This is a genomic window from Rhizobium sp. KDH_Rht_773_N, assembly GCF_052946295.1.
The window spans coordinates 2,837,663-2,860,589 of the sequence record NZ_CM129525.1 but is presented as its reverse complement, the minus strand read 5'-3'; the positions used below and the strand labels follow the sequence as shown (position 1 = coordinate 2,860,589).

Sequence of the window (22,927 nt, the reverse complement as noted above, 5' to 3'; positions counted from 1 at the left end):
TCATGCTGACAATCCTGTTCGACGGCATCGCCTATGGCATGCTTCTCTTTGTTCTCGCCTGCGGATTGTCTGTCACGCTGGGCCTGATGAATTTCGTCAATCTGGCGCACGGCGCCTTCGCCATGGCCGGCGGCTACATCACCGTCATCATGATGAACCGCTACGGCATGTCCTTCTACTGGTGCCTGCCGGCCGCCTTCGTCGTCACCGCCCTCGTCGGCGCCCTGTTGGAACGGCTGCTCTATCGCCGCCTCTATTCGGCCTCGCATCTCGACCAGGTGCTGTTTTCGATCGGCCTCGTCTTCATGTCGATTTCGGCAATCGATTATTTCATGGGCGGCCAGCAGCAGCTCATCAACCTGCCGCCCGAGCTCAGCGGCCGCTTCGGCTTTCTGGGCATCGATATCGGCCGCTACCGCCTCTTCATCATCGTTATCTGCGCCGTGCTGACGGTCGCGCTGCAGCTGGCGCTCACCCGTACCCGCTTCGGCAGCCAGTTGCGCGCCGCCGTCGATGACGGCCGCGTCGCCCGCGGCATGGGCATCAACGTCTCCGTCATTTTCGCGCTGACCTTCGCGCTCGGTTCGGGCCTCGCCGGCCTTGGCGGCGCGCTCGGCACCGAACTGCTCGGCCTCGACCCGAACTTTCCGCTGAAATACCTGATCTATTTCATGATCGTCGTCACCGTCGGCGGCACCTCGTCGATAACGGGTCCCTTCATTGCCGCACTGCTGCTTGGGATTGCCGATGTCGCCGGCAAATATTACGTGCCGCAGCTTGGCGCCTTCATCATCTATGCCGTCATGATCCTCGTACTGATCCTGCGGCCCCATGGCCTCTTCTCCCGGGAGGGCAGCCGATGAACGGCGAACGCAACAATGCCTCCGACGAGGCCATGGGGCTCCTGAAGCGTGCCGGCCGGTGGCATGTCTGGGAATTTCTGCTCTGGCTGGTCGCCATCGCCGCGATCTTTGTCCTGCCGTCGCAGATGCTGATCCTGACGGAGATCGCCATCCTGGCGCTCTTTGCCGTCTCGCTCGATCTCATCCTCGGTTATGGCGGCATCGTCTCGCTCGGCCACACGGCCTTCTTCGGCCTCGGAGCCTATGCGGCGGGCCTTTTTGCGGTCCATGTCTCGGGCGAGCCGGTCATCGGCCTGCTGGCGGCCGCTCTCGTCAGCGGCCTCTTCGGCTTCCTGACGAGTTTCCTCGTCTTGCGCGGCTCCGATCTCACGCGCCTGATGACCACCTTCGGCGTCGCCATGCTGCTTGCCGAACTCGTCAATCAGGCAGCCTGGCTGACGGGCGGCGCCGACGGGCTGAGCGGCGTGATGCTGAACCCGATCCTCGGTTATTTCGAATTCGATCTCTGGGGCCGCACCGGCTACGTCTATTGCCTGATCGTGCTGATCGCTCTCACCTACATCGCCCGACGCATCGTCCATTCTCCCTTCGGCCTGTCGCTGAAGGCGATCAAGCGCAATCAGCGCCGCGCCTCCATGCTCGGCATCTCGCCCACACGCCGCATCGTCGCGATCTACACGATCTCCGCCGCCTATGCCGGTATTGCGGGCGCGCTTCTGACGCAGACGACGAGCTTCGTTTCGCCCGATGTGCTTGCCTTCCACCGTTCGGCGGAGGTGCTGCTGGTGCTGGTCATCGGCGGCGTCGGTTATCTTTATGGCGGCGTCTTCGGCGCGGTCGTCTTCTCCATCCTGCGCAACTGGCTTTCGGTCATCACGCCGCAATACTGGATGTTCTGGATCGGCCTCGTGCTCATCATCATCGTTCTGGTCGGCCGCGAACGCCTGCCAAGCTGGCGGAGGCTGTTGCCGGGTTCGGCGCGCAAGCGTGAGACCCGCATGCAGCAAGCCGTGGCTGAGGAAAGCAAATGACGCTCGCGCTGGAAACCCGCCATCTCGTCAAACGCTTCGGCGGTTTCGTCGCCACCAACGACGTCTCTCTGCAGATCCGCCAGGGCGCCCGTCATGCCCTGATCGGCCCGAACGGCGCCGGCAAGACCACCATCATCAACCTGCTGACCGGTGTTCTGACGCCGAACAGCGGCGAGATCCTGCTCGCCGGGGAAGACATCACCGGCGTCTCTTCCTACCGCCGGGTCGGCAAGGGCCTGTCGCGCACCTTCCAGATCAACCAGCTCTTCGGCGATTTCTCACCGCTCGATTCCGTCATGCTGGCAATCAGCGAACGGCGGGGGCATGGCCGTTTCGGCTGGCGGCCGCTCTCTGCGGACCGCGAAGTCGCCGATGAAGCCGCCAGCCTGCTGGAACGCTTCCGCCTCGCCGATGTCATGGGCGTGCCGACAACGCTCCTGCCCTACGGCAAGCAACGTCTGCTCGAAATCGCCCTTGCGATCGCCATGCAGCCGAAAGTGCTGCTGCTTGACGAACCTGCCGCCGGCGTTCCCGAAGAGGAGCGGCACGAGGTTCTCGGCATCGTCCGCGAACTGCCGGCCAACGTGACGGTCGTGCTGATTGAACACGACATGGATCTCATCTTCTCCTTCGCGGACCGTATTTCGGTGCTTGCCGCCGGGGCACTCTTTGCCGAGGGGACTGTGGCCGAGATCTCCAGGGATCCGCAGGTGAAGGCCATCTATCTCGGGGAGGATGCGTAATGGCCGAACTGCTTCGGATCGAACGCCTCGTCGCCGGATATGGCGAAGCCCATGTTCTTGCCAAGGTCGATTTCACGCTGGAGGAAGGCCGTTCGCTCGCCCTGCTCGGCCGCAACGGCGCCGGCAAGACGACCCTTCTGAACACCATCATCGGTGTAACCACCCACCATGCAGGCTCCATCCACCTGCAGCAGCGCGACATCACCCGGCTCGGGGCGGAAAAGCGCGCACCGCTTGGCATCGGCTGGGTGCCGCAGGAGCGCAATATCTTCCGCTCGCTGACGGTGGAAGAAAACCTCACGGCGAGCGCCCGCCCCGGCGCATGGAACGTCAGCCGCGTCTACCAGATGTTCCCACGCCTGCAGGAACGCCGCCGCAACCTTGGCAACCAGCTCTCCGGCGGCGAACAGCAGATGCTCGCCATCGCCCGTGCCCTGATGCTCAACCCGAAAATCCTGCTGCTCGACGAGCCGCTCGAAGGTCTCGCCCCGATCATCGTCGACGAACTTCTGGCCGCACTTCGCCGCATCGTCACCGGCGAAGGCATGTCGGCGATCATCGTCGAGCAGAAGGCCCGCAAGGTGCTGCCGCTGACGGATGAGGTCATCGTGCTCGAACGCGGCGCGGTGAGCTATCGCGACACATCACAAGCACTGCTCGCCTCTCCGGAGACGCTCGACGCCCATCTCAGCGTTTGAGGCTCAAGCCTCGCGCGGCGGAACGCGGGTGATGCGCGCGCCGAGCGCGTTCAACCGCTCCTCGATCCGCTCATAGCCGCGTTCGATCTGCTGGGCATTGTTGATGACGCTCGTACCCTCGGCGCACATGGCGGCAATCAGCATCGCCATGCCGGCACGGATGTCGGGGCTTTCCACCTGTGCGGCGCGCAGCTTCGACGGACCGGCGACGATCGCGCGGTGTGGATCGCAGAGCACGATGCGCGCGCCCATGGCGATCAGCTTGTCGACGAAGAACATCCGGCTTTCGAACATCTTCTCGAACATCAGCACCACGCCGTCACATTGCGAGGCAGTCACGATGGCAATCGACATGGTGTCGGCCGGGAAGGCCGGCCAGGGCTGGTCCTCGATCTTCGGGATATGCCCGCCGAAATCCGGCTGGATCTTCATCTCCTGGCCTGCCGGCACCACGAGATCGTCGCCCTCGATGCGGCAACGGATGCCGAGACGCTCGAAGGTCATCAGCGTCGAGCGCAGATGTTCTACACCCGCTCGCCGGATGACGATCTCGGAACCGGTCACGGCGGCAAGGCCGATCAGCGAGCCGACCTCGTTATGGTCCGGGCCGATGCGATGCGACGCGCCGCCAAGCGGCTGGCCGCCGTGGATGGTCATGGTGTTGGTGCCGATGCCTTCGATCCTCGCGCCCATGGCGATGAGGAAATGCGCGAGATCCTGGACATGCGGCTCGGACGCGCAGTTGCGCAGGATCGTCTTGCCTTCGGCGGCAACGGCCGCGCAGAGCGCGTTTTCCGTCGCCGTGACGGAGGGTTCGTCGAGGAAGACATCAGCGCCGCGCAGCTGTGCGGCGCGGAAACTGTAGGAACCGTTGACGCTGATTTCGGCGCCCAGCTGCTCGAGGGCCAGGAAATGCGTATCGACGCGGCGCCGCCCGATGACATCGCCGCCCGGCGGCGGCAGCGTGATCTCGCCGCACCGCGCCAGCATCGGACCGGCAAGCAGGATGGACGCGCGGATCCGGGCGCAGAGGGCGGGGTCCAGATCGGCCGGCTTCAGGTCGCTTGCTTCGATTTCGAGTTCGTTGCGGCCGAGCCAGCGCGCCCTTGCACCGACGGACTGGATCAACTCGACCAGCGCTTCGACATCGCGGATGCGCGGCACATTGGTCAGATGCACCCGCTTGTCGGTCAAAAGCGACGCGGCAATGATCGGCAGGGCGGCATTCTTGTTGCCGCTTGGATGGATTTCGCCGGCAAGGCGGTGGCCGCCCTCGACGATATATTGAATTCGCTCATGCGGCTGGGCCTGTGCCACTGCTGTCGTCCTTGTTCGAATCGATTTTTCAGGGGGCATATCTGCGTTGTCATTGTGACATCGGATTGATCGCCGATCGGGAAGTGCGGCTGTTTTTTAACGCCGCCGCGCGCGGACGGCTAGAGCCAAGACGGCGGGACGAATCCATAAGAAACGGCGCCCTCCCGGGCGCCGTCGGTAACACCGTGGATGGTGGTGTCGGAACTCAGCCCTTCTTGCTGCGCCAGCTGTCGGCGTAATTCTCGCGGGCTTCACGGGAATAGGGCGTGGGCGAAACGCGCACGCGGATTTCCGCCTGCTTGTGCCGCTCGACCGAGGTCTTGCCGGAACCGCCATCGGGTTCGCCCCAGACGAGGGTCAGAACGTCACCCACCTGCACGTCGGCATCGACGATGCCGAGCGAAAGCATGCAGCGCTCATTATAGCTGTAGCCGTTGAACATCGACATGCCGACCATCTTGCCGTCGCGCATGATCTTGTCGGCGCTGGTCGAGGCATAGTTCGGCTGCGGGAAGTCGATCCACTTGAAATGATCCTCGCCCGGACGGAAGGCCGAGGCGATGACATTGACGACATCTTCGGCATTCCACTCGAAGGTCACTTTCTTGCGGTTCGTCCTGCCTTTCATCTTTTCGAGCGCCGACTTGCCGATGAAGTCGTCCTTCTTCCAGCCGATATAGAAGTCGTAGCCGAGCTCGAACGGATTGACGTAATAGTCCTCGATATTGCTCGAGACGAAACTGCCGCCGATCGCGCCCGTCGCCTCGTAGCTGTCTGCGCCCAGCCAGTCGCGATAGGCGGCCAGCATGCCGTCGCCGGTATAGATGCCGGGCAGCGGCGACGGGATCCAGCCGGATTCCAGCGTGTTGGTCGAATAGGCGCGGCTGCCGCAGCGCACGAGATCGACACCCGCCGCCTTTGCCGATTCCAGGATGACCGAGAGAATATAGGCCTTGTCCTCGTAGGGACCCCAGATCTCCAGACCCGGCGCGCCGGACATGCCGTGGCGCAGCGCGTTCACCGTCTTCGAGCCGACCTTGATCCTGTCGACATGGAAGAACTTGATGTCGGGGATCGGCCCGCCATTCATCTTCTCAAAGATCTTCGGGGCGTCCGGTCCCTGGATCTGGTAGCGGTAGTGGGTGCGCAGCACACGTTCGCCTTCCGGCCGCGAGGGCGAACGCGGATCATATTTCAGCCGCACGTTCCACTTGCCGTAGGCGGCGCAGAACATCAGCCAGTTGGATGTCGGCGAACGGCCGACGAGGATGAACTTGTCCTCGCGCTCGCGGAAGATGATCTGGTCGCCGATCACGTGACCGGCCGGCGTGACCGGCACGAAATGCTTGGCGCGGTTCGTATCGAAATTCGAGAAGGAGTTGATGCCGTGATAGGCAAGGAACTTCTCCGCGTCGGGGCCTTCGACGGTCAGCTCGTCCATGTGATGCGACTGGTCGAAGAGAACGGCGGAGTTGCGCCATGCCGCCTGCTCCGAGCGCCAGTTGGAAAACTCGGCCGCCACGACCGGGTATACATACATGCCGACCTTGGAATTGCGCAGCAGTTCCACCGTATTGCCGGCCGACTTCAAAACTTCGGATAGGTTCGATCTCGCCACCTGATGTCCTCCCATTGGCATGCGATAATGTATACATGAAATGCCCAATGCGATCGGATTGCAAGCCTATTTTCTGCCGGCAGCATCCTACTCCCGGAGACGGAAACGCAAAAGGGCGGCCCGAGCCGCCCCCCTCCAAAACCCGATTTGTCCGATATTATCGGTGAATCAGCGCAAGTCCCCTGATCTGTTCGATGAGCGTCGGGTCTTCTGCAAGAATGTATTCAAGATTGCGCCGCGCCGTGCGCGCATGCTCCCTGGCGATCGCTTCCGCGCGGCTGCCTTCCCGTGCCTCGATCGCGCTGACGAGCGCCCTGTGCTGGTCCTGCGCGGAACGCAGCGAACGGCGAAACGCGGCAATATCGGCCTTGTCCGGCAGGAAGGCCGAAGGGGACGCAAAGGGCAGCGAGCTTGCCCGCTCCACTTCACGCCGGATGATCTCGCTGCCGGCAAGCGCGGCAAGCTGATGGTGGAATTTCTCGTTCAGATCGGAATAGGCATCGAAATCGACATCGTCGAGCTGCTCGCCAAAACAGTCGTCGAGCTTGAGCACCGTCTGCTTGATATCCTCGAGCGCATCAGCCGGAACGCCGCGTTCGGCCGCCAGCCTTGCCGCCATGCCTTCCATCACGCCACGCACTTCGATGGAATCGACCACATCGGCAAAACCGAAACGACGAACCACAAAGCCGCCATTCGGCAGGCGATCGAGCAGCCCCTCCTCCGTGAGCCGCGACATTGCCTCACGCACCGGCGTCCGGGAAATATCGAGCGCCTCGGCCAGCGGCACTTCGAAGAGGCGCGTGCCGCCCTGCAATTCGCCGCTCAAAATCTTTTCCCGCAACTCGATGACGGCGCGACGGCCATGCGTTGCGGCTTCACTCTGCTTCATCGACGCCTCCAATCCCGGCTAAATGTATATAACAGCCAGAACGCATACAAAACCCCACCCCGGGCCGGCATCCTATCATATGATTGTATGCACGACAGCGGGATAATTTCCTCAATGCGACGATTATCGGCACAGAATTCGCCGATCTCTTGACATGATGTATACATTTGTGATGACTGATCTGCGGGAGGAAAATCGATGGCAACGCTCGTGCTCATTCCGGGGCTCGTGTCCGACGGCATTGTCTGGGCATCGCTTGCCGACGCCGTGGCACACCGCATGCCTGTGCACGCGGCCGATGTCTCCCACGCCTCCTCGATATCGGGCATGGCGCAAAGCGTTCTCGCCGCCACCGAGGGCGATCTGATCGTAGCGGGCCATTCCATGGGGGGCCGCGTCGCCATGGAAATGGCACGCATCGCACCGGATCGCGTCAAGGGGCTCGTGCTGGCCAATACCGGCCATCACCCGAAACGCGATGGCGAAGAAATCAGGCGCCAGCAGATGATCGATCTCGGCCACCGCAGCATGGAGGACCTTGCCGACGAATGGCTGCCGCCGATGCTCAGCCCCGCCCGGCTGTCGGACACGGAACTGGTCGCCGGCCTGCGCGCCATGGTGCTGCGGGCCGGCCCCGACGTGCACGAGCGGCAGATCCGCGCGCTGATCGACCGGCCGAACGCGTCAGCCTACATGGCCGAACTCGGCTGCCCCATCCTGCTTGTCGCCGCACGCCACGACGGCTGGAGCCCGCTCGCCCAGCACCAGGAAATCGCCGACGCGGCACCCGATACGGAACTTGTCATTGTCGAAGATGCCGGCCATTTCGCACCCGTGGAACGGCCTGCCGAAGTCACCGCCGCAATCACTGGCTGGCTGACACGTAGATTTGGAGGAGCCGATGCCTGAGAAGACAGCCATTCCCGATACGCCGCTCTTCGACCGGGCCGGCTCGATCCGCGGCTACCGGCTGAACAAGATGGCGATGGCGCTCGGCCAGATGGACAACCGCGAAGCCTTCAAGGCCGATGAGGACGCCTATCTCGCCCGCTTCGCCTTGAGCGAGGAGGAAAGGGCCGCGGTCAAGAGCCGCGACTGGCGCGAGATGGTGCGCCTCGGCGGCAACCTGTTTTTCATCCTCAAGATCGCCGCTGTCGATCCGACCCCGATCACGCAGATTGGCGCGGCCCAGGCCGGCATGTCGCATGAGGATTTTCTCTACGAACGGCTGGGAAAGAAGAGACATGGCTAAGATCATCGGCGGCCTCGGAACGAGCCACGTCCCCTCGATCGGCGCAGCGCTCGACAAGGGCCTGCGTGACACACCGGACTGGAAACCCTTCTTCGACGGTTACGAAGCCGGCAAGCAGTGGATGCGCGAGGCGCGGCCCGATATCGCCGTCGTCGTCTTCAACGATCACGGCAACAGCTTCTTCCTCGATCGCGTGCCGACCTTCGCCGTCGGCGTGGCTGAAAGCTATCGGCCGGTCGATGAAGGCTGGGGTCCGCGGGCCATTCCCGCCTTCGAAGGTGCCGTCGATTTCTCCTGGCACTTCGTCGACAGGCTGGTCGAGCGCCATTTCGATCCGCTGGTCTGCCGTGAGATCGAGGTCGATCACGGCCTGCAGGTACCGATGGAACTCTTCTTCGGCCGGCCGGAGCGCTGGCCCGTCAAGGTTCTGCCGATCTGGGTGAACACGATCCAGTACCCGATCCCCACACCGCAGCGCTGCTGGGAAATGGGCAAGGTGCTGCGCGAGGCGATCGAAAGCTGGCCGGGCGACGAGCGGGTCGTCATCCTCGGCACGGGCGGCCTGTCGCATCAGCTGCAGGGTGCGCGCGCCGGCTTCATCAACCAGGCGGCCGATCGCGCCTGGCTGGATGGCATCGCCGCCAATCCGGAGCCTTACCGCGCGATGAGCCGTGAGGATTATGTGGAGCAGTTCGGCTCCGAAGGCGCCGAACTCATCATGTGGCTGGTCATGCGCGCCGCGATGGACGAACAGGTCAACCTCATCCACAAACACTACCACGCCCCGGCCTCCATGACCGGCGCCGGCATGGTCGTTCTGGAAAACGCCGCCTGATGCCGGCCTTCTTCCTCATGCGCTGCCTGCATCACGAGGGACAGGATGCGGCCCGCGACCGGCATCGCCCGGCTCATCGCGCCTGGGTACAATCGGGCGGCGAAGGCCTTGCCACAGTGCTGATCGGCTCTGCCCTGCAGGATGCCCGCGGGGCCCCGATCGGCAATTTCGGCATATTGGAAGCAGCAGGTCTGGCCGAAGCCAAAGCCTTTGCCGAGGGCGACCCTTTCAACAAGGCGGGCATTGTGGCAAAGATCGAACTCACGCCATTGCCTGCGACATTCCAGGCCGGGCGTATCAGCGATCCGATGACGCCGAGGCCGTAAATTCGGTTCCGCCGCCAGCGGGAGGAGGTGCCCCGGAGAGGGGCAGATGAGGGGGCTGGCACAACAAGGGAGGGAACGACCGGAACACGAGGGAAGGTCGCTTGTTCGCTATAGCCCCCTCATCCAGGCCACGATCGCGATCAGCCCGCCTGTTCGGCCCTGTGCGCCTTCAACCGCAATTCCAGCACGCGCCCGACGGTTTCTTCCAATCCGCTGGCCTGCCCGACGCCGCAGGCGCCCAGGCGTTCCTGCACCTCGGCGATCTCTGCCGCCAGCCCGCCACGAAGGCCAAGCGCCTCGAGCGTTGCCGCGCTCTCGCGCATCTCCGCGGCCCGCCGCCGGCCGTGCCGCGTCGTGCGCTCCATCTGGTATTCGGCAAATTGCGGCCAGTTGAGGCCGGGGAAGGACCCCGAAAGCGAGGAGAGGATTTCGTCGTAACAGCCGGACGCCTTTGCCGCGAGCAGGGCCTCGGCGGTGATCGCCTCCAAGCCCTTCACGAACAGCGAACGCACCATCTTGATCGCCGTCGCGGCACCGGGCGCGGTCCCTGCGATTTCGCCGGAGAACCCGAGACGGAAAAGTTCGGGCAACAGCCTCTCTACCGGCCCGCCGGCAAGCAGAACCGGCGTCTGATGCTTGCGCGGATGAACCGGCGCCATGACAGCCATGTCGAGGTATTCGCCGCCGGCCGCTTCTATAGCGGCAGCCGTCTCCCGCTTCCTGCCGGGAGAGACCGAATTGATATCGATGACCACCTGCCCCTGGCGCAGATGCGGCAGGAGCGGTTCGACGGCAAGCAGGCTCTGATCCGCCGTCACGGCACTGAACACCCAGTCCGCATCCGCAAGTCCGGCAATGGTCTCGCAGATCCCGGCCCCGCGCATCCGCATCGCCTCGCGCATTGCCGCACCGTTGGAAGCGAGCAGGATGTCGTAGGCGACGAAGCTCAGGCCCGGCCGGGCCAACCCCTCATGGAATGCGCGCGCCGCTTCGCCATATCCCAGAAACCCGATCTTCATGCCAACCTCCCATTTCCGAAGGACCACGCGCTCGCCGAAACATTCCGGCGGTCACGCAAAGACATATCCGTCGAAGAGCTTGCGGGCGGTGCGCAACACAGCGGCATCCGTCACGACACCATCCCTGACCGTTGCAATCACGCTCATCTCGCCGGTCGGGTGTTCGACCGAGATCAGTTTCTCGCCGCCATCGGGCACGACCGCCAGCTTCGCCGCCGGCCCTTCCGGCAAGAGGCAGGCCGTCGCCACGCTGACGGCGCCGAGCACGCCGATCGCATCATGGCAACGATGGGGAATGAAAGTGCGCGTCGAAATCGCGCCGCCGGCCCTTGGGCGCGAAACCATCGTCATCTTCGGCACCGACTTCTTCGAGACGTCGCCGAGATTCATCATCGGCCCGGCCTTCAGCCGGATCGCCTCGAGTTTCGTTCGCAGCTCGTTGTCGGCTTCGAGCTCATCAGGTCTTTCCGTGCCCTCTATGCCGAGATCGCTCGCCAGCATGACGACGCACGGCATGCCATTGTCGATCAACGTGCATTCGATCCCCTCGATGACGTCAGCAGCATGGCCCGTCGGCAAAAGCGCCCCGCAGCTCGAACCCGCCGTCTCTGCAAATGTGATCGGCACCGCAGCTGAGGCGCCCGGAACCCCGTCGATGCGGGCCTCTCCCGCATAGGTCACGCGGCGACCCGGCGTGGCGATCTTCGCAGTGGCGATCTGCCCGGTATTCTCCATGAAGATCCGCACTTCCGTCTGCCCGTCGCCAGCCTCGACAAGGCCGCGCTCGATGGCAAAAGGGCCGACGCCGGCAAGGATATTGCCGCAGTTCTGCGCATCGGTGACGATGGGCTCCTCGACGAAGACCTGCAGGAAGAGATAGTCGATATCGGCACCGGGCCGCTCCGACCGCCTGACGACCGCGACCTTCGAGGTCAGCGGATCGGCCCCGCCCATGCCGTCGATCTGCCGTCGATCGGGCGACCCCATGACGCGAAGCAGAAACGCGTCGCGATCTTCCGGCAGGTCCTCCGCCAGGAAATAACCGCCCTTGGACGTGCCGCCGCGCATCCACATGCAGCGCACGCCTTCCTGCGGAACGGGGTCAGACATATTTCAGCCCCTTCTGTGCCAGCCGCTCGCGCATCTTGTAGATGTCGAGCCCGAGTTCGCCGGCAGCAAGCCGCCGGCGTTTGTCTTCTTCCGCCGCAACACGCTGCTCGGCCTTGTCGGCGACCTCGGCCGCCTCTTCCCGCCGCACGACGCAGACCCCGTCGTCATCGGCGACGACAACGTCGCCGGGATTGACGAGCGCCCCGGCGCAGACGACGGGAATGTTGACCGAGCCCAGCGTCTCCTTGACCGTGCCCTGCGCAAAAATCGCCCTGGACCAGACAGGGAACTTCATCTCCCTGAGATCTGCGACATCGCGCACGCCCGCATCGATGACGAGCCCGCGGCAACCGCGCGCCATGGCCGACGTCGCCAGGAGATCGCCGAAATATCCATCCTCGCAGGGACTGGTCGGCGCAAGCAGCAAGAGGTCCCCTTCCCTGATCTGTTCGATCGCCACATGCACCATCCAGTTGTCGCCCGCAGGCGCGGATATGGTCACGGCACTCGCCGCGATCCTCGCGCCCGGATAGATCGGCCGCATATAGCTCGCAAGCAGCCCCTTTCGACCTTGCGCCTCGTGCACGGTCGCCACCCCGCAAGCCGCGAGCCGATCGATGACGGATCGCTCCGCCCGTTCGATGTTCCGGACAACGATCGCCATCAGAGTTCGTCCACCGTTCGCGGGAAGACCGACTGGAAGCCCTCGGCATGCGTCGCCTTGCGGCCGCCCGACTGCCCGCCGGAATTGCGCATGAAGTGGTTGCCACGGTTTTCGGCGACATTCCTGTAGTAGTGCCAGAGGTGTTCCTGTCCCTCCATGCACTGGATCGCCGCCCATTTCTTCTCCCAGACGGGCGAGATATCCAGGAAGACATCGGGCTTCCATTCCATCTGCTCGGTCTGATGCGGCTCGAAGAGATAGAGCTGCGGCGCGCCGAGGATTTTCTCGCCCGGATTATGCCCCCAGGCCTGCGCGATCATCCGTGCCTCAAGCGCGACCTGTGTCGCGTACATATGGTCGGTATTATAGGGGTCCCACCTGGAGTGGCTGAGCATGAATTCCGGCTGCACGGCACGGATCACGTCGACCAGCCGGAACTTTGCCTCCTGATCGACGACCAGCGGATAGTCCCCGAGATCGAAGAACTGGATGTCATGCACACCGAGCGCCCGCGCGGCATTTTCCGCTTCGATGCGCCGCGCCGCCTTCACCTTTTCAAGCGTCATTCCGGCATTCTTCCAGAGCTTGGCGCTCTCGCCGCGCTCGCCATAGGACAGGCAGACGACCGTGACCTCGTAGCCCTTTTCCTGATGCAGCGCGATCGCGCCGCCACAGCGCCAGACGAAATCCGCCGAATGCGCGCTGATGACCAAGGCCGTCTTCGCCATGAACTAGTCCTTCCTCGCCACGGGGGGCGTGCCATGCGTGTGGAATGTCTCGATCGTTTTCAGGCCCCAGGCCTGGCCCTTCTTGCGCTCCGTTTCCGTCCAGGTGACGGTCGGCCAGTCGGGCCTGAGGATCAGCCGCGCACCGGCATTGGCGAGTTCGACGCGGTTGCCGGCAGGCTCCCAGACATAGAGGAAGAAGGTGCCCTGGATTGCGTGCTTGTGCGGCCCGGTTTCGATATGAACGCCGTTTTCCAGGAAGATATCGGCCGCACGCAGAATTTCCTCGCGCTGATCGACAGCATAGGTAACGTGGTGGAACCGGCCCTTCGCGCCGGTATGATCCTCGGAATAGGCGATATCGTAGGTCTTGTTGTTGACCGTGAACCAGCAGCCGCCGAGCCTGCCATTGTCGAGCTGGATCTGCTCCGTCACCCGGCTGCCGAGCGCTTTCGTCATGAAATCGCGGATTGCCCGCACATCGCCTGCCAGCAGGTTGAGGTGATCGAGCCGGCGCGGGCAGCAGCCGCGGCCGTGGTAGCGCTGCGCGATATTCTTCAGCGCCGGCCGCTCTCCCTCGGGCGCCTCATAGACATGCGTATCGTAATAAAGCTCGAAAACGTGGCCGTCCGGATCGGTAAAGCGATAGGCGCGGCCATGACCCGCATCGCCGTCCACCCAGCCGATGCCGCATCCCATGCCTTCGATCACCTTCACCCGCCGCTCCAGCGCTTCCGGAGACGAGGTGCGGTAGCCGACATGGCCGACACCGGTCGTATGGTGGCGCACGAGCTTCAGCGTGTGGAATTCGTAATCGTCGAAGGCGCGCAGGTAGGCGACGCCGTCTTCGATCAGGCTGGGTGTGAGCCCATAGACCCGCGTGAAGAAATCGAGGCTTTCGTCAAAACGGTCGCTGTAAAGTTCCACATGGCCGAGATGGGCGACGTCGAAGCAGGGCTCGCTCATGCGCCGGCACCTCGGCCGACGGACCTGACCGCTTGCAGATATCTCATGATGATCCTCCTCGCCGGCGCGCGCCTCCACGCCCGCCTGCCGCTGAAAATACTAGGAATGCCGGCAGCAGCAGGCAATTTCGTTCTGCTGACGGGTCATAAGCTGAGCGTACAGATCGACCCGGAGCCGACCTGAAAGGACGGCCGCCAAAGCCCCTCTCCGGCGACCGTCCGTCCCCGCCGGCACTCAGGCGAAATGGATGGTTTTCAGCTCGATGTAATTGTCGAGGCCCTCGATCCCGCCTTCGCGGCCCTGCCCCGATTCCTTGACACCCCCGAAGGGCATGGTCGGATCGACGATATTGCCGTTGATCGTCAGACCACCGGAGCGGATACGGCGCGCGACGCGATAGGCGCGCTCCGGATCGGCACTGTAGATCGCGCCGTTAAGGCCATAGGCGCTGTCATTCGCCTTGCGGATCGCGTCCTCCTCGTCGCTGTAGCTGATGACGCAAACAACCGGCCCGAAGATTTCCTCCTGGGCAATCTTCATGGCCGGCGTCACATCGGTGAAGACGGTCGGCTCGACATAGAAGCCTTTTTCCAGCCCGGCCGGACGACCGCCGCCGCAGGCAAGCGTCGCGCCACCCCGAATGCCGGCATCGATATAGGCCTTCACGCGCTCCAGCTGACGGCCCATCGCCAGCGGCCCCATATGCACAGCGGGATCGGAAGGATCGCCGACCTTGATATTGGAGACAGCACCCAGGAAAAGGTCGAGGAATTCCTGCTTGCGCGTCTCCGGCACGAGGATACGCGTCAGCGAAAAGCAGACCTGGCCGGTGATCGGCATGGTGTAGACCATCAGGCTCGGCAGCGCCTGCCTGAAATCGGCATCGTCGAGCAGAAGCGCCGCCGATTTGCCGCCAAGCTCCAGGCTGACACGGGCAAGGCGCTCGGCGCAGGCCGCCGCGATATGTTTGCCCGCCGCCGTCGAGCCGGTGAAGGCAACCTTGTCGATGCCCCTGTGGCGGATCAGATAATCACCCGCCTCGCGCCCCGCCGGGACAAGGTTGAAGACACCCTTCGGCAGGCCGGCCGCCTCGATGCATTCGGCAAGGATATAGGCTTCCAGCGGGGTCTCCGGCGAGGGCTTCGAAACGAAGGTGCAAGCCGCCGCCAGACCCGCCGCGATCTTGTAGCTCAAAAGCACCATCGGCGCATTCCAGGGCGTGACCGCAGCACACACGCCGACCGGTTCTTTGACGACCCGCACCTTGCCGCCATCGGCGCGCGTGCGCTCATCGACGAAACTGTAGGAGTTGCCGTCGATCAGATCGGCGTAATAGTTGAAGAGTGTCGCGTTCTGCGGCACCAGCTTTTTCGTCAGCATGATCGGCGCCCCGACCTGCAGCGTCCAGGCTTCAGCGATCTCGTCCAGCCGTTCGGTGATATTTTCTGCGACCTTGCGCAGATAGCCGGCTCGCTCCCGCGGCGAAAGGCGCGGCCAGGGACCGTTGTCGAAGGCGTCACGGGCGGCAGCCACCGCTGCATCCATATCCTCGGCCGAACCCTCGGGATATCGCATCATCAGCTCCTCGGTGACCGGCGAGACCACATCGAGCATCCGGTCCGAAAGCGGGTTCACCCATTCGCCGCCGATGAAGAATTTCTCGGGCGCATGCAGCACGGACTTCGGCCTGGTCATGAGATTCATTGCTGCTCCTCCTTGAGACATGAAGACGGTTTGCGGGCTCGAACGAGCCGGCAATTTCAAGCACTTCAGCGCCTGCGCCGGGTAAGGCCCGGCCAATGTCATGCCAATGTTCCCGTGCCGGCCTCCTCCACGAAACCTGCACGTCCTCCGGGAAGCAGACTGCCAGATGAGACTTTGGCGCGCAAGCCGCATTTCCGTAGATCAGTCAATTCTCCTCGACAAAATGAATACCTCTCATCTGCGCACTATGCAGATTTTCGCATTTTATACGCAGAATCGACTCTCCTTGATTGAAATGAATTCATGAATGTATACATTTCGAGAGACATGGAGGAGCATCAAAGGGAGCGATGCGATGGCGTTGTTGAATTTCGCCGGCAAGTCCAGGGTAAGCGCGCCGGAGCCGGAATTCGCAGACATGATCGACGGCTGGTCGATCGAGGTCATGCCGCGCACCGCCGCCAAGATCGACGACTTCCGCCCTCTCCTGCCGCCTGGAACCCGCGTCTACATCGCCCACCTCGATGGCACGCCGATAGAGGACATGCTGGCAACGGCAAGGAGGCTGACGGGGCAAGGCTTTGCGGTCATGCCGCATATACCGGCCCGCAGCATTCCCGATATCGGCACATTGGCGAACTGGCTGGAGCGCTATCGCGGCGAAGCCGACGTCCGCCAGGCGCTGTTGCTGGGCGGCGGCCGGGCAGCACCGGCAGGCGATTTCCATAGTTCCATGCAATTGATCGAGACGGGCCTTTTCGATCACCACGGCTTCACCCACCTGCATTTTGCCGGCCATCCGGAAGGCAGCCGTGATGTCGATCCGGACGGATCGACCGCCCTTGCCGATCAGGCGCTGCTCTGGAAGCAGGATTTCGCCTCCCGAACCGATGCCGAACTTGCCATCACCACCCAATTCACCTTCGATCCTCAGCCGGTCATCGACTGGGCGGAGCGCGTCCAGGCGGCCGGTGTCACCATGCCCATCCATGTCGGCATTGCCGGCCCGGCAAGGCTGCAGACCCTGATCAAATATGCAGTCTCCTGCGGCATCGGCCCTTCCATGAGGGTTTTGCAGAAACGCGCCATGGACATGACGAAACTGCTGCTGCCCTATGAGCCGACCGATCTCGTCGCCGCCCTCGCCGATCACAAGGCAAGAAGGCCCGAAAGTCTCGTCAGCCGATTGCATATCTTTCCGCTCGGCGGCATCCGGGTCGCGGCCGACTGGATGAACAAACACCGTTCCGTTGAAACATCTGTCGCGCTACCCTGACACAGCCCGGCAGCGGGCCTTCAGGAAGAACCATGCCGACGCCAACCTATCCGAACCTGCGCCATATCAGGCTGTTTGTCGCCTGCGCCGAGACCGCCTCGCTGACATCGGCCGCAACCGCTCTCGGCATCACTCAGCCGGCGGCCTCCCAGGCCCTGCGGCGGCTGGAAAAGCATCTGGATACAGGCCTTGTCGAACGCGACACCATGACGCTGACGGCGGAAGGCAGGATCGCCCTGCAGCGGTCCCGCCGCCTGCTTGACCTTATCCGTCAGGCCTGCCCGCCGGCCGCAAGAGCCGCGATCGTCACTGTCGAAACCCGACTGGCATGGCCTCACCTGCGCGCCATCGCGACATTTGCCGAACACGGCAGCTTCAGCGCCGCAGCCCGCATGCTGGGACAATCCGAACCCGCTGTGCAGCGCGCCGCCCGCGAGGCGGAAGCCGTCATGGGTGTTCGCCTCTTCGAAAATTCCGGCCGCAACGTCCGCCTGACGGTGGCAGGCCTTTCCGCCGCCCGCTGGTTCAGCCTGGCGCTTGCCGAGTTCGTCAGCCTGCGCGACGAGCTTCTGGAGGCCCGCAACCACTATGCCGGCCGCATTTCGATCGGCACGCTGCCGCTGACCCGAACCTTCCTCGTGCCCGAGGTGATCGCGCATCTTGCCAACCGCTTTCCGCTCGCACGTTTCGAGATCGTCGAGGGAAGCTACGAAGTGCTGGTCGACGATCTCGAACGCGGCCGGATCGATATCCTCGTCGGCGCACTGCGCAGAAACCTTGTCTCCAACACGCTGCATCAGGAACCGCTTTTCGATTTCGAGCTTAGCGTCGTCGGACGTGCCGACCATCCGCTGGCGCAGTCCCGCAAGATCACGCCGGATGACCTCGCCGGCTATCCCTGGGTCGTCGCCCGCCGCGGCACGCCCTCGCGTGAAACTTTCAACGCCATGGCCGCAACCTTTCCGAAGGACAAACCCGCCCGCCGGAGCGTCGAGACCGGCTCGCTCAACGCGATCAGGGGCGTGCTTCTGAAATCCGATCATCTCGCGCTGCTCTCCCGCCACCAGATCCGCTATGAGCTGGCGGCGAACTTCCTTGCCGTGATGGACTATCCCCTGCCGGATTCGCGCCGCCCCGTCGGCGTCACGCTGCGCCGCCACTGGCTGCCGACGATGCTTCAGGCTGAATTCCTGGCTCTGCTCCGGCAGCATTCGGCAGACCTCGACGGGCCAGCACCGCTTTCACGATTGCGCGAGCGGCCACCATCGCCCTCGAATATGCGATAAAGCTTCTCCGGCCCGGGTGGTAAACATCGATATTTCGTGGAGTTTTTCCAATGCCTTTACGCTGCGCCATTCTCGATGACTACCAGCGCGTCGCCCTCACCATGGCCGACTGGAGCAATATCGAAGGAAAGGTCGAGATCAACCGTTTCGACGACCACATCGCCGATACCGATGCGCTGATCACCCGGCTGGCAGACTACGACATCGTCATCGCCATGCGAGAACGGACCGCCTTCGACGCCGAACGCCTCAGCAGGCTGCCGAAGCTGAAACTGCTGGTTACGACCGGCATGGCCAATGCCTCGATCGACATGGCCGCGGCCGCCCGCCTCGGTATTGTGGTTGCCGGCACGCGCGGCTTCGTCGGCTCGGCCGCGGAACTGACCTGGGCACTGCTCATGGCGCTCGTTCGTCATATTCCCTCCGAAATCGCCAACTTCCGTGCAGCCCGGAACCCCTGGCAGCTGTCGGTCGGGCGCGATCTCCGGGGACTGACGCTCGGTATCGCCGGCCTTGGCAAGCTCGGCCAGCAGGTCGCCGCCTACGGTCGCGCCTTCGGCATGAACGTCGCCGCCTGGTCGCGCTCCAACACGCCGCAGAAGAGCGCCGATCTCGGCATAGGCTACGCCGCCTCCCTCGATGAACTGCTGGCCGCCGCCGATATCGTCACGATACATCTGACCCTGAACACGCAAACAACAGGCATCATCGGCAGGCGCGAACTCGGCCTCATGAAGCCGGGCGCCATTCTCCTCAATACGTCCCGCGGTCCACTCGTCGATGAACCGGCATTGATCGCCGCGCTGGAAAGCGGTCATCTCGCAGGCGCCGGCCTTGACGTTTTCGATGAGGAGCCCCTGCCCGCAAACCACGCCTTCCGGCGCCTCGCCAATGTGGTCGCCACCCCGCATCTCGGCTATGTGACAGAGGCGACCTATCGCATATTCTATGGCGATGCCGTCGAGGATATCGCCGCCTGGATCGAGGGAAAGCCGGTCCGTATTCTCAATTCCTCGAATTAGATCGGGAAAGGCCGTGCCGGAAACTCCACGCACCGGCCAGGAAGCCTTTCGGCAATCGGCGCGACGCAATATGCTGCGGCATCTTACTCCTGGGAAAAGTGCATATGACAGATGAAAAATACCGCGTGCTCGTAACGAGTAACGCACTGGCGAAGCCTGCCTGCGAAAGGCTGGAGCGAGCCGGCATGTCTCTCGAATTCACGGTGGCGACGCCCGACGAACAGGCTCTGCTCGACGCTGTCGGCAGCGGACCGGTCCACGCAATCCTGCTGCGCGGCAACCCGCCGATCACGCGGCGGCTCATCGAGACGGCAAGGTCCCTCAAGATCATCGCCAAGCATGGCGCCGGCGTCGACAGCGTCGATCTGCAGGCCGCTCGCGATGCCGGTGTCGCCGTCACCACCGCCGGTGAAGCGGGCGCGGCTGCGGTTGCGGAACTCGCGCTCTCCATGATCATGGCTCTCGGCCGGGATCTGCCACGGTTGACCGATCGCATGCGCAACAGCCACTGGGACCGCGGAGGATACCAGGGTCGCGAACTTGCCGGCCGAACGCTCGGCATCATCGGCCTCGGCCATATCGGCGGACGGCTGGCTGTGACGGCACACGCGCTGGGCATGAGGGTGATCGCCGCAAGGCCGGGTGGCACTCCTCGGACGGGGGAACTTCCCGTCACCGCAGTCACCTTCGAACAGCTGCTGGAAACGGCCGATATCGTCAGCCTTCATTGCCCTGCGACGCCGGAAACCACGGGCCTGATCGACGCAACGGCAATCGGCCGGATGAAAGCCGGCGCGCTGCTCATCAATACGGCCCGCGGCGCATTGGTGGACGAGGCCGCCGTTGCCGAAGCGCTCCGTTCCGGCAAACTTGCCGGCGCTGCCTTCGACACTTTCTCGGAAGAGCCGGTCAATCCGAGCAATCCGCTGCTGAAGGCCCCGAACATTATCCTGACGCCGCATATCGCCTCGCAGACGAGTGCCGCCGTCGAGCGGACCGGGCTTCAGACGGCAGACAACATCATTGCCGCGCTGCGTGGGACGGAAGCCGGACCTGCATCCTGAGCACGAACGGCTCCCCGCCTGAGGCGGGGAGCCAGGTGCTTCAGACTGGTGCGCGCGGATCATGCCGCGCGAGACGGCGCAGAAGATAATCGACCTCGGCCCGTGCCGTCACGCTGAGAGCGCTTCCAGGCTTGCGCTGCGCATCCGATGTGATGACGCCCCGGCGCATGAGAACATGCTTGCGAACGGCAAGGCCGACGCCGAGCTGCTGCTCGTAACGGATCAGCGGCAGATGCGCGTCGAAGAGATCGTGCGCTTCGTCGCGCTTGCCGGCCGCAAAGAGACCGACCAGCTCGACCAGCATGTCGGGGAAGCCATAGCCGGTCATGGCACCGTCCGCACCGCGCTCCGGCTCGAAATCGAGGAACATGCCGCCATTGCCGCAGAGGATCGAGAAGGGACGCAGCTCGCCGGCCTTCTGCAGGGCACGCAGTTTCGAGATCTTCTCCAGCCCCGGCCAATCCTCGTGCTTGAGCATCAGGCATGAGGGATGGTCGGAAATGATCCTGGCGATCACGCTCGCCGACATGACGACCGTCAGTGTCAGCGGATAGTCCTGCAGCACCCAGGGAACGTCCGTGCCGACGGCCTCGACGGCCTGGGCGAAATACTGGACGATCTGCTCGTCGGTGCGCAGCGCCGGCGTCGGCGCGATCATCACGCCGGCAGCCCCCATGTCCATCGCATCGCGGGCGAGCGAGCGCATCGCCGCAAAGCCGGGTGCCGAGACGCCGACGATAACGGGCACTCTGGACCGGCCGACCACCTGGCGAATGATCGCCCGCGATTCCGCCGGTTCCAGCTTCGGCGCCTCACCCATGATGCCGAGGATGGTCATGCCGGTGACGCCGCTATCCTGATAGAAATCGGTCAGCCGGTCGATCGATGGCGTATCGAGCGTGCCATCCGCCAGGAACGGCGTGGTTGCGATGGCATAGACGCCCTTTGCGTCAGGTCCGAAGCTCATTGTGCATCCTTCCACGCCTGATAGCGTGCCTTTGTTTCCGCATTCATGGGATAGAGACCGGGAAGCGGCACGCCCCGGTCGATCTCGGTCATGATCCAGGCTTCCATGCGCTCCTGCTCCGGCGCCTCGGCAAGGACTGCCTCCAGGAGAGCGGCCGGTATGAGCACTGCGCCATCCTTGTCGGCAACGACGATATCGCCTGGAAAGACCGCGACGCCGCCGCAGGCGATCGGCTGCTGCCAGCCGACGAAGGTCAGCCCGGCGACCGAAGGGGGCGCAGACATGCCGTCGCACCAGACGGGCAGCCCGCTCGCAAGCACGCCTTCCAGGTCGCGCACCACACCGTCGGTGACGAGAGCCGCGACCCGACGCTTCATCATCCGCGCGCAGAGAATATCGCCGAAAATGCCGGCATCCTGCACGCCCATGGCATCGACCACGGCAACGCATCCTTCCGGCATGTCTTCGATCGCCGCTCGCGTGGAAATCGGCGAAGCCCAGCTCTCGGGCGTCGCCAGATCCTCGCGCGCCGGCACGAAGCGCAGAGTGAAAGCCGGCCCGACGACCCGCTCCTGGCCGGGCCTCAGCGGCTTGGTGCCGCGCATCCAGACATTTCTCAGCCCCTTTTTCAGAAGCACTGTCGTCAGCGTTGCCGTGGAAACGCCCTTCAGGGTTTCGATGACAGCCGGATCGAGAGACATTGTCGGCACCTCATATGCTCTGGATGAGGCCGCCGTCGATACGGATGACGGAGCCGGTGATATAGGATGCGCGCGGGCTGGCCAGAAAAGCAACCGTGTCCCCATATTCCTCCGGTCGTCCGTAACGCCCGACAGGGATCGAGGCGGTGCTCTCCGCCGTCACCTCTTCCACGGGCCGGTTTTCGCGCTTGGCCTTCTGCTCGTCGAGGAAGGTGATGCGGCCGGTCGCGATGCGCCCCGGCAGCACGATATTGGCGGTAATCCCGTCCCGCCCGATCTCGCGGGCAAGCGTCTTCGACCAGCCGACCAGCGCCAGGCGCAAGCTGTTCGAGATCCCGAGATTGGGGATCGGCGCCACGACGCCTGACGACGTCGACGTGATGATGCGGCCCCAGCCGCGTTCTTTCATGCCGGGCAGCACGGCATCCGTTACCGCAATCACCGAGCGTACCATCATGTCGAAATATTTCGACCAGGTCTCGGCCGCCTGGCCGGATGCGGGCGTCGGTGGCGGACCACCCGTGTTGTTGACAAGGATATCGACAGGTCCGAACGCTTTGGCGATTGCCGCCAGCCTTGCTTCGATGACGGAGAGATCGGCAATGTCCCAGCCGATCGCAAGCGCCTGTCCTGCGGCGGAAACAATGCCTTCCGCCGTCTTTGCGGCCGCCGCCTCGTCGATATCGGCAACGGCGACGCGGACGCCTTCCTGAGCCAGCGAGCGGGCAATCGCCCCGCCCAGTCCACCACCCGCGCCGAATACCAGCGCGGTCTTTCCGTTCAATTGCATATCCAAGGCAGGTACTCCCGTTTCGCCCGCATTATGGCGATCGCAAGAAGAAGAAAAA

Annotated in this window: 25 protein-coding genes; 13 read left to right on the top strand and 12 right to left on the bottom strand. The window is 63.7% G+C overall.

Annotated features, from left to right (window positions below; translation table 11 throughout):
• Positions 1-2: 2 nt before the first annotated feature.
• From ACU8HS_RS14105 to ACU8HS_RS14090, 4 genes are read left to right on the top strand one after another with little or no spacing between them, the layout of a single operon-like run.
• Positions 3-863: a branched-chain amino acid ABC transporter permease gene (locus ACU8HS_RS14105; protein WP_112562981.1), complete on the top strand. Its 861-nt coding sequence runs from the start codon at positions 3-5 to the stop codon at positions 861-863.
• Positions 860-1,894 (top strand): branched-chain amino acid ABC transporter permease, encoded by a 1,035-nt coding sequence (locus ACU8HS_RS14100; RefSeq protein ID WP_447014587.1) that lies wholly within the window; start codon positions 860-862, stop codon positions 1,892-1,894. The genes ACU8HS_RS14105 and ACU8HS_RS14100 overlap by 4 nt, the downstream gene beginning before the upstream one ends.
• Positions 1,891-2,637 carry an ABC transporter ATP-binding protein gene (locus ACU8HS_RS14095; RefSeq protein ID WP_447014586.1) on the top strand — a complete coding sequence of 249 codons (747 nt, stop codon included), beginning with the start codon at positions 1,891-1,893 and terminating at the stop codon, positions 2,635-2,637. The genes ACU8HS_RS14100 and ACU8HS_RS14095 overlap by 4 nt, the downstream gene beginning before the upstream one ends.
• Positions 2,637-3,335: an ABC transporter ATP-binding protein gene (locus tag ACU8HS_RS14090; RefSeq protein ID WP_112753573.1), complete on the top strand. Its 699-nt coding sequence runs from the start codon at positions 2,637-2,639 to the stop codon at positions 3,333-3,335. Before ACU8HS_RS14095 ends, ACU8HS_RS14090 begins: the two co-directional genes overlap by 1 nt.
• Positions 3,336-3,338: 3 nt before the next feature.
• Here ACU8HS_RS14090 and murA read toward each other — a convergent pair whose 3' ends face one another.
• From murA to ACU8HS_RS14075, 3 genes are all read right to left on the bottom strand, one after another.
• Positions 3,339-4,652, bottom strand: coding sequence for a UDP-N-acetylglucosamine 1-carboxyvinyltransferase (gene murA / locus ACU8HS_RS14085; protein WP_112562989.1), 1,314 nt, complete (start codon positions 4,650-4,652; stop codon positions 3,339-3,341).
• Positions 4,653-4,857: 205 nt separating this feature from the next.
• Positions 4,858-6,270, bottom strand: coding sequence for a vanillate/3-O-methylgallate O-demethylase (ligM, locus tag ACU8HS_RS14080; RefSeq protein ID WP_112562991.1), 1,413 nt, complete (start codon positions 6,268-6,270; stop codon positions 4,858-4,860).
• Positions 6,271-6,427: 157 nt separating this feature from the next.
• A complete protein-coding gene (locus ACU8HS_RS14075) occupies positions 6,428-7,162 on the bottom strand; it encodes a GntR family transcriptional regulator (RefSeq protein WP_112704733.1) in 735 nt (244 codons plus the stop codon).
• Between the two features lie 198 nt (positions 7,163-7,360).
• Between ACU8HS_RS14075 and ACU8HS_RS14070 the strand changes: the two genes are divergently transcribed.
• The 4 genes from ACU8HS_RS14070 to ACU8HS_RS14055 are packed head-to-tail and all read left to right on the top strand — an operon-like array spanning position 7,361 to position 9,575.
• Complete coding sequence (locus ACU8HS_RS14070) at positions 7,361-8,071, top strand: alpha/beta fold hydrolase (protein ID WP_447014585.1); 711 nt, start codon at positions 7,361-7,363, stop codon at positions 8,069-8,071.
• Entirely contained in the window at positions 8,064-8,414 is a 351-nt protein-coding gene (locus ACU8HS_RS14065; protein ID WP_112562997.1) for an extradiol ring-cleavage dioxygenase, read from the top strand. The genes ACU8HS_RS14070 and ACU8HS_RS14065 overlap by 8 nt, the downstream gene beginning before the upstream one ends.
• A complete protein-coding gene (locus ACU8HS_RS14060; protein WP_112562999.1) occupies positions 8,407-9,249 on the top strand; it encodes a class III extradiol dioxygenase family protein in 843 nt (280 codons plus the stop codon). Before ACU8HS_RS14065 ends, ACU8HS_RS14060 begins: the two co-directional genes overlap by 8 nt.
• Positions 9,249-9,575, top strand: coding sequence for a YciI family protein (locus tag ACU8HS_RS14055; protein ID WP_447014584.1), 327 nt, complete (start codon positions 9,249-9,251; stop codon positions 9,573-9,575). Before ACU8HS_RS14060 ends, ACU8HS_RS14055 begins: the two co-directional genes overlap by 1 nt.
• A 140-nt stretch (positions 9,576-9,715) precedes the next feature.
• Here the strand turns inward: ACU8HS_RS14055 and ACU8HS_RS14050 are convergent, their stop codons facing one another.
• The 5 genes from ACU8HS_RS14050 to ACU8HS_RS14030 are packed head-to-tail and all read right to left on the bottom strand — an operon-like array spanning position 9,716 to position 14,059.
• Complete coding sequence (locus ACU8HS_RS14050) at positions 9,716-10,594, bottom strand: DUF1932 domain-containing protein (RefSeq protein WP_447014583.1); 879 nt, start codon at positions 10,592-10,594, stop codon at positions 9,716-9,718.
• A 51-nt stretch (positions 10,595-10,645) separates the two neighbouring features.
• A complete protein-coding gene (locus ACU8HS_RS14045) occupies positions 10,646-11,704 on the bottom strand; it encodes a 4-oxalomesaconate tautomerase (RefSeq protein ID WP_447014582.1) in 1,059 nt (352 codons plus the stop codon).
• A complete protein-coding gene (locus tag ACU8HS_RS14040; protein ID WP_447014581.1) occupies positions 11,697-12,368 on the bottom strand; it encodes a 4-carboxy-4-hydroxy-2-oxoadipate aldolase/oxaloacetate decarboxylase in 672 nt (223 codons plus the stop codon). Before ACU8HS_RS14040 ends, ACU8HS_RS14045 begins: the two co-directional genes overlap by 8 nt.
• Positions 12,368-13,096, bottom strand: a complete 729-nt coding sequence (locus ACU8HS_RS14035; RefSeq protein WP_112563007.1) for a PIG-L deacetylase family protein — start codon at positions 13,094-13,096, stop codon at positions 12,368-12,370. Before ACU8HS_RS14035 ends, ACU8HS_RS14040 begins: the two co-directional genes overlap by 1 nt.
• A gap of 3 nt (positions 13,097-13,099) precedes the next feature.
• Positions 13,100-14,059, bottom strand: a complete 960-nt coding sequence (locus ACU8HS_RS14030; RefSeq protein ID WP_112563009.1) for a VOC family protein — start codon at positions 14,057-14,059, stop codon at positions 13,100-13,102.
• A gap of 45 nt (positions 14,060-14,104) precedes the next feature.
• Here ACU8HS_RS14030 and ACU8HS_RS14025 point away from each other — a divergent pair, with 45 nt between their 5' ends.
• Complete coding sequence (locus ACU8HS_RS14025) at positions 14,105-14,242, top strand: hypothetical protein (RefSeq protein WP_162706861.1); 138 nt, start codon at positions 14,105-14,107, stop codon at positions 14,240-14,242.
• Positions 14,243-14,293: 51 nt separating this feature from the next.
• On the opposite strand, the gene ACU8HS_RS14020 is transcribed toward ACU8HS_RS14025, so the two are convergent.
• Positions 14,294-15,763: an aldehyde dehydrogenase gene (locus ACU8HS_RS14020; protein ID WP_447014580.1), complete on the bottom strand. Its 1,470-nt coding sequence runs from the start codon at positions 15,761-15,763 to the stop codon at positions 14,294-14,296.
• 355 nt (positions 15,764-16,118) lie between these two features.
• Between ACU8HS_RS14020 and ACU8HS_RS14015 the strand changes: the two genes are divergently transcribed.
• The 4 genes from ACU8HS_RS14015 (at position 16,119) to ACU8HS_RS14000 (ending at position 20,411) form a co-directional block, all read left to right on the top strand.
• Positions 16,119-17,039 (top strand): methylenetetrahydrofolate reductase, encoded by a 921-nt coding sequence (locus ACU8HS_RS14015; protein ID WP_447014579.1) that lies wholly within the window; start codon positions 16,119-16,121, stop codon positions 17,037-17,039.
• 32 nt (positions 17,040-17,071) lie between these two features.
• Positions 17,072-18,325 carry a LysR family transcriptional regulator gene (locus tag ACU8HS_RS14010; RefSeq protein ID WP_447014578.1) on the top strand — a complete coding sequence of 418 codons (1,254 nt, stop codon included), beginning with the start codon at positions 17,072-17,074 and terminating at the stop codon, positions 18,323-18,325.
• A gap of 50 nt (positions 18,326-18,375) precedes the next feature.
• Entirely contained in the window at positions 18,376-19,347 is a 972-nt protein-coding gene (locus ACU8HS_RS14005; protein WP_447014577.1) for a D-2-hydroxyacid dehydrogenase family protein, read from the top strand.
• A 104-nt stretch (positions 19,348-19,451) separates the two neighbouring features.
• Positions 19,452-20,411 carry an NAD(P)-dependent oxidoreductase gene (locus ACU8HS_RS14000; protein WP_447014576.1) on the top strand — a complete coding sequence of 320 codons (960 nt, stop codon included), beginning with the start codon at positions 19,452-19,454 and terminating at the stop codon, positions 20,409-20,411.
• Between the two features lie 40 nt (positions 20,412-20,451).
• On the opposite strand, the gene ACU8HS_RS13995 is transcribed toward ACU8HS_RS14000, so the two are convergent.
• Genes ACU8HS_RS13995 through ACU8HS_RS13985 form a run of 3 tightly spaced genes read right to left on the bottom strand, consistent with a single transcriptional unit; the run spans position 20,452 to position 22,869 of the window.
• Positions 20,452-21,378, bottom strand: coding sequence for a dihydrodipicolinate synthase family protein (locus tag ACU8HS_RS13995; protein ID WP_112563020.1), 927 nt, complete (start codon positions 21,376-21,378; stop codon positions 20,452-20,454).
• Entirely contained in the window at positions 21,375-22,079 is a 705-nt protein-coding gene (locus ACU8HS_RS13990) for a ribonuclease activity regulator RraA (protein WP_113413503.1), read from the bottom strand. Before ACU8HS_RS13990 ends, ACU8HS_RS13995 begins: the two co-directional genes overlap by 4 nt.
• Before the next feature lie 10 nt (positions 22,080-22,089).
• Positions 22,090-22,869, bottom strand: coding sequence for an SDR family oxidoreductase (locus tag ACU8HS_RS13985; protein WP_112704797.1), 780 nt, complete (start codon positions 22,867-22,869; stop codon positions 22,090-22,092).
• Positions 22,870-22,927: the final 58 nt, after the last annotated feature.

Coding starts and splice junctions, on each gene's coding strand:
- ACU8HS_RS14105 (WP_112562981.1), top strand. CDS start 3: ATGCTGACAATCCTGTTCGACGGCATCGCCTATGGCATGCTTCTCTTT.
- ACU8HS_RS14100 (WP_447014587.1), top strand. CDS start 860: ATGAACGGCGAACGCAACAATGCCTCCGACGAGGCCATGGGGCTCCTG.
- ACU8HS_RS14095 (WP_447014586.1), top strand. CDS start 1,891: ATGACGCTCGCGCTGGAAACCCGCCATCTCGTCAAACGCTTCGGCGGT.
- ACU8HS_RS14090 (WP_112753573.1), top strand. CDS start 2,637: ATGGCCGAACTGCTTCGGATCGAACGCCTCGTCGCCGGATATGGCGAA.
- ACU8HS_RS14075 (WP_112704733.1), bottom strand. CDS start 7,162: ATGAAGCAGAGTGAAGCCGCAACGCATGGCCGTCGCGCCGTCATCGAG.
- ACU8HS_RS14070 (WP_447014585.1), top strand. CDS start 7,361: ATGGCAACGCTCGTGCTCATTCCGGGGCTCGTGTCCGACGGCATTGTC.
- ACU8HS_RS14065 (WP_112562997.1), top strand. CDS start 8,064: ATGCCTGAGAAGACAGCCATTCCCGATACGCCGCTCTTCGACCGGGCC.
- ACU8HS_RS14060 (WP_112562999.1), top strand. CDS start 8,407: ATGGCTAAGATCATCGGCGGCCTCGGAACGAGCCACGTCCCCTCGATC.
- ACU8HS_RS14055 (WP_447014584.1), top strand. CDS start 9,249: ATGCCGGCCTTCTTCCTCATGCGCTGCCTGCATCACGAGGGACAGGAT.
- ACU8HS_RS14050 (WP_447014583.1), bottom strand. CDS start 10,594: ATGAAGATCGGGTTTCTGGGATATGGCGAAGCGGCGCGCGCATTCCAT.
- ACU8HS_RS14045 (WP_447014582.1), bottom strand. CDS start 11,704: ATGTCTGACCCCGTTCCGCAGGAAGGCGTGCGCTGCATGTGGATGCGC.
- ACU8HS_RS14040 (WP_447014581.1), bottom strand. CDS start 12,368: ATGGCGATCGTTGTCCGGAACATCGAACGGGCGGAGCGATCCGTCATC.
- ACU8HS_RS14035 (WP_112563007.1), bottom strand. CDS start 13,096: ATGGCGAAGACGGCCTTGGTCATCAGCGCGCATTCGGCGGATTTCGTC.
- ACU8HS_RS14030 (WP_112563009.1), bottom strand. CDS start 14,059: ATGAGCGAGCCCTGCTTCGACGTCGCCCATCTCGGCCATGTGGAACTT.
- ACU8HS_RS14025 (WP_162706861.1), top strand. CDS start 14,105: ATGATGATCCTCCTCGCCGGCGCGCGCCTCCACGCCCGCCTGCCGCTG.
- ACU8HS_RS14020 (WP_447014580.1), bottom strand. CDS start 15,763: ATGAATCTCATGACCAGGCCGAAGTCCGTGCTGCATGCGCCCGAGAAA.
- ACU8HS_RS14015 (WP_447014579.1), top strand. CDS start 16,119: ATGGCGTTGTTGAATTTCGCCGGCAAGTCCAGGGTAAGCGCGCCGGAG.
- ACU8HS_RS14010 (WP_447014578.1), top strand. CDS start 17,072: ATGCCGACGCCAACCTATCCGAACCTGCGCCATATCAGGCTGTTTGTC.
- ACU8HS_RS14005 (WP_447014577.1), top strand. CDS start 18,376: ATGCCTTTACGCTGCGCCATTCTCGATGACTACCAGCGCGTCGCCCTC.
- ACU8HS_RS14000 (WP_447014576.1), top strand. CDS start 19,452: ATGACAGATGAAAAATACCGCGTGCTCGTAACGAGTAACGCACTGGCG.
- ACU8HS_RS13995 (WP_112563020.1), bottom strand. CDS start 21,378: ATGAGCTTCGGACCTGACGCAAAGGGCGTCTATGCCATCGCAACCACG.
- ACU8HS_RS13990 (WP_113413503.1), bottom strand. CDS start 22,079: ATGTCTCTCGATCCGGCTGTCATCGAAACCCTGAAGGGCGTTTCCACG.
- ACU8HS_RS13985 (WP_112704797.1), bottom strand. CDS start 22,869: ATGCAATTGAACGGAAAGACCGCGCTGGTATTCGGCGCGGGTGGTGGA.